The 4,657-nt window shown below is 53.4% G+C and carries 5 protein-coding genes; all 5 read left to right on the forward strand.

Annotation, left to right across the window (positions count from 1 at the left end):
- Positions 1-389 precede the first annotated feature (389 nt).
- Positions 390-1,544, forward strand: a complete 1,155-nt coding sequence (locus PPP56_RS11425) for a Fic family protein (RefSeq protein ID WP_353564174.1) — start codon at positions 390-392, stop codon at positions 1,542-1,544.
- Between the two features lie 48 nt (positions 1,545-1,592).
- Positions 1,593-2,885, forward strand: coding sequence for a restriction endonuclease subunit S (locus PPP56_RS11430; RefSeq protein ID WP_353564175.1), 1,293 nt, complete (start codon positions 1,593-1,595; stop codon positions 2,883-2,885).
- Positions 2,886-2,888: 3 nt separating this feature from the next.
- Positions 2,889-3,173: a nucleotidyltransferase family protein gene (locus tag PPP56_RS11435; RefSeq protein ID WP_353564176.1), complete on the forward strand. Its 285-nt coding sequence runs from the start codon at positions 2,889-2,891 to the stop codon at positions 3,171-3,173.
- Complete coding sequence (locus tag PPP56_RS11440) at positions 3,170-3,628, forward strand: ribonuclease toxin HepT-like protein (RefSeq protein ID WP_353564177.1); 459 nt, start codon at positions 3,170-3,172, stop codon at positions 3,626-3,628. The genes PPP56_RS11435 and PPP56_RS11440 overlap by 4 nt, the downstream gene beginning before the upstream one ends.
- A 253-nt stretch (positions 3,629-3,881) precedes the next feature.
- Positions 3,882-4,657, forward strand: a 776-nt coding sequence (locus PPP56_RS11445; protein WP_353564178.1) for a type I restriction endonuclease, incomplete at its 3' end; no start/stop codon positions are given.

Below are 4,657 nucleotides of genomic sequence, written 5' to 3' on the forward strand. Positions count from 1 at the left end.
CGGTGCAACAAGAGATCGAATCCCTCGAATCTGAACTCGCCGACACGCGCCAGACCATCAACGAGCACCTGAAAGCGCTGGAGTTGATCGACTGATTGCAGTGCCTAAAGACGTACCTAAAGAACCGAGATTCCCTGCGCATCGCTATGTAGTCCAGCAAAAATATGTGTACGTCCTATCATTGGTAAAATGGAGCCTGCGAGTGACGCCTCGCTGTGCTTGCAATAACACATTGGCGGGATGGCCTTACGTGGGTTGGGCCTATGAGCATCATTTCAAGATTGACGTGTGATAGCGCAGTAATGGGGGAACAGCTTTACATTAACTGTTGCCTTATGTAAAAAAGATCACTGTTTTTAACATAGCGCAATGGGTAACGTAAAATAGATATGACTGATTTTGATACTGCTTACCTGGAATCATACACATCGGGCCATTTGCGACTTCAGCCTACGGGATATGAGAGCTTCATCCCTACGCCTGTAAATCATGAGTGGACCTGGGAGGATTCGCGTATCAACATGCTCCTGGAGGAGGCTACACGGGCGCTTGTTGCGCTGGATGCGTTTTCGCGTATCGTTCCGAATGTAGATCTGTTTATCCAACTGCACATTCTGAAGGAGGCGAATGCCTCCAGTCGTATCGAAGGCACGCGCACCGAAATGGATGAGGCGTTGCGCCCGGAAGAGGATGTGGCTCCTGAGAAACGTGACGATTGGCGTGAGGTGCAGAATTACGTACGCGCCATGAATAAGGCCATTGATGCTCTTGATGACCTGCCGCTTTCTACACGGCTGCTCCGCCGTACTCATGCCATACTCATGCAAGGAGTACGTGGGCAAAACAAACGACCGGGAGCGTATCGAAAAAGCCAGAACTGGATTGGGGGCGCCACGCTGCAAGATGCCCATTTTGTCCCGCCACCGCATACGGATGTCCCCGACTTGATGAGCGATCTGGAAAAGTTTTGGCACAACGACGCCATCAACGTGCCGCATCTGGTGCGCATTGCCATTAGCCATTACCAGTTTGAGACCATCCACCCGTTTTTGGATGGCAACGGACGTATTGGGCGACTACTCATTACATTATATCTTATCAGCCATGGTTTTCTGAGCAAGCCGTCGTTGTATCTCTCCAGCTATATTGAGCGCCACAAAGCAACGTACTACGACGCTCTTACAACGGTACGTGGAACGGGCGATTTGGGCCACTGGGTGCGCTTTTTTCTCGTAGCTGTACGCGAAACAGCACAACAGGGGGGAGACACCTTCGAGGCTATTCAGGCCCTTCGAGAGCGTGCTGAACGGCAGGTGCTAGACCTGGGCCAGAAAGCCGGAAATGCTCGTCAGTTGCTTACGCTGCTGTACCGCCAACCCTGGATACGGGCCAAAGATGCTGCCAACCATCTTGACGTAACACACCAGACAGCCATGAGTCTGATTCGCGACCTTGAAGACCTCGGCCTCCTGAAGGAAACCACCGGCCAGCAGCGCAACCGCCGCTACGTTTTTGCCGAGTACCTGAACCTCTTTACGCGATAGCCCGCGCCGCTCCCCTTCCGCTCATTACGCCAACTGCCCCTCGTTCCTATGGATACCGCGCCCCTGTTCGACCAACCACTCGCCCCCTCAACGCCGGAAGCTCCTTCTTCCGATACAGAAACTGCTCCCCGTCCCGGGTTCAAAAAAACCAAGGTGGGGTGGATTCCGGAGGCGTGGGAGGTAGTTCGATTAGAAGACGTATGTAGATCAATTTCCTCGGGAGCTACTCCGAAGAGGGGCAACGAAAAATACTTTAGCGATGGGGAAATCCCATGGATCAAAACACTCGATTTGACAGATAGCGCAGTCCGGACATCAAAAGAGAAAATCACACAACTGGCAGTTGAGGAAAACTCCTGTGATGTGCTTCCGCTGGATACCGTCCTTGTGGCGATGTATGGTGGATTCAACCAAATAGGAAGAACTGGGATATTGGAAATAGAAGCCGCTACGAATCAAGCAATATGCTCTCTACAGATCGACACAGATCGTGCACTACCTCGCTACATATTGGAGTGGCTAAATCACCGGGTCAGGTACTGGCGGCGCTATGCAGCGAGCAGCCGAAAAGATCCTAATATTAAACAGGCAGACGTGCGGGCCTTTCCGACAGCTACCCCCCCACGTCCCGAGCAGCGCCGCATTGCAGGCGTGCTGAGCACGTGGGACCGCGCGTTGCAGCAGATTGACGATCTCATTGCAGCCAAAGAGCGCCGGAAGAAAGCCCTTATGCAGCAGCTCCTCACCGGCCAAACGCGGCTGCCGAAGTACAAAGACCAAAAGCGTTCGCGTTACATATTCAAAGATGCGTTTCGACGTCTCTCGTCACGAGGATACCAAATAAAAAAGTCGGAGTATCAAGAGACAGGCAAATATCCAGTAGTCGATCAAGGACAAAATCGAATTGTTGGATATACGGACCAAGAAAACAAGGTTTTAAAAAAACATCCTCTTATTGTATTTGGAGATCACACACGAACAGTCAAATGGGTGGATTTTCCATTTGTGGTGGGTGCTGATGGTACGCAGTTATTAAAGACCAAGGAACCTTGTGATTTGCGATACGGACTCTACTTGCTTCAGAATACACGTCTGCCAAATATGGGATACAGCAGACATTTCAAATGGCTGAAAGAAAAACATTTCTACTTGCCGCCACTTGCTGAACAACATGCCATTGCCAACATCCTGAGCACATGCGACGCAGAACTGGAGCTGCTCCGCACCGAGCGCGAGGCGTTGCAGAAGCAAAAGAAGGGCATGATGCAGAAGCTGCTCACCGGTGCGGTCCGCGTGCCCGCCGATCATCCTGTTGAATCTACCCCCAACCCGACTGCTTAAACGATGCCTGTAACGACAAACCACCTGGACGATGCCGTAGCCATTGCACGCCGCTACGGGGCCTCTCGCGTCATGCTGTTTGGCCGTGCGCAATCCAACCCCGATGCGGCCCACGATCTTGATCTTGCCATTGGCGGAGTGCCCGGCTGGGACTTCTACAAGCTGGCTGCCGAGATCGACGCTGCGCTTCCGGTACCCGTTGATGTCATTCCGTTAGAGCCCGAGAGCACATTTACCCGGCGCGTTCGTGAACGCGGGCGTGTTATTTACGATGAGGAATCGCCATGACCAAAACCGAACTGCGCGAAGAAGTACATGACGAATTAGAGCGGATGGATACTGTGGTTGCTGAACTGGTGCGTCTGCGGCACGATGTAGGAAGCAACCGACCCACCCTCCGTGAAAAGGTGGCCGGAGGTGCCTTTCTTATGCAGTTCTACAATGGTACCGAGAACATCCTCAAGCGCATTGCCCAATTCCATGGCATTTCGGTGCCGCGTGGTGCAAAATGGCATGCGAAGTTATTCGAACGCTTCACGGAGGAAGAAGAGCCGTCTCTTCCTTCACTATTCGACGCCGCACTGGCTGGTGAGATGCGCGCGTATCGTGGGTTTCGGCACGTTGTTCGGTCAAGTTATGGAGTTGAGCTCGATTGGGAACGCATGAGAGAGGGTATTGACCGGCTGCAATCTACCTTCGAGCGATTTCAACAAGCCGTTCTGGATTACCTTAACGAGTCATAGACAGACTAACAGGGTTCACCTTTCGCATCACACAATCAATTATCCCTTTTTCTATGAACATGCATGGTGATGACCGGAAGTTTACGCATGATGGCAAACAATATGAAATAGAATGCCACCTCACTCTTGGCGGGGGGAGTCGCAAGCACTGCGTACAGATCTACTTCACCCCGCATAAGGAGAGTAAAACATTTGCGATAGCCTATTGCGGCCCTCATCTCCCTTATTATCGACAAAATACCTGACCTACGCTATGCCTACGCCCTCCTACCGAGAACACGACGATGCCCAGGCGCCTGCGATGGAACTGCTGGCGTCCGTTGGCTACACACCGCTTACGCCCGACGAAGCACTGGTCCACCGTGAGGGCTCGCGTTCGCGCGTGCTACTCACCGGCGTACTGGAACAGCAACTGCATCGCCTCAACGAAATCAACTACAAAGGCGATACCTACGCCTTCTCCGACGAAAACATCTACGCTGCCATTGAAGCGCTGCGCAGCGTGCCCGACCGGGGCGTAGTAGCCACCAACGAAGCCGTGTACGACCTGCTTACCCTTGGCAAGAGCTTCGAGCAGAACATACAAGGCGATCGCAAGAGCTTCCAGCTGCACTACATCGACTGGGCGCATCCGGAGCGAAACGTGTACCATGTCGTGCCCGAGTTTGCCGTAGACGGGCGCGCCCACACGCGGTATCCTGATCTGGTGCTGTTCGTGAACGGCATCCCGCTGGTCGTCATTGAATGCAAGCGGCGCGACAAAGACGGGGCCGTATCCGAAGGCATCTCCCAGATGCTACGCAACCAGAAGCGCGATCCGGGTATCCCTAAGCTCTTCCACTACGCACAGGTCGTCATTTCCGCGCAGCCCAACAAGGTCAAGTACGCCACCGCCGGGACGGAGGAAAAGTTCTGGGCGTACTGGAAAGAGCCAGAGAACGACCCAGAGGCCGCTGTGGGTGCCCTTCTGGACCGGCTGCCGACCCGTCAAGACAAGGTGTTGTACGGGCTGTGTCGTCCAGAGCGGCT

Origin of the sequence: Longimonas sp. (genome assembly GCF_040409695.1) — a bacterium.
Classification (GTDB): domain Bacteria; phylum Bacteroidota; class Rhodothermia; order Rhodothermales; family Salinibacteraceae; genus Longimonas.

What these genes read in the sequence shown, in the direction of transcription:
- PPP56_RS11425 (WP_353564174.1), top strand. Translation starts at nt 390, where the DNA reads ATGACTGATTTTGATACTGCTTACCTGGAATCATACACATCGGGCCAT.
- PPP56_RS11430 (WP_353564175.1), top strand. Translation starts at nt 1,593, where the DNA reads ATGGATACCGCGCCCCTGTTCGACCAACCACTCGCCCCCTCAACGCCG.
- PPP56_RS11435 (WP_353564176.1), top strand. Translation starts at nt 2,889, where the DNA reads ATGCCTGTAACGACAAACCACCTGGACGATGCCGTAGCCATTGCACGC.
- PPP56_RS11440 (WP_353564177.1), top strand. Translation starts at nt 3,170, where the DNA reads ATGACCAAAACCGAACTGCGCGAAGAAGTACATGACGAATTAGAGCGG.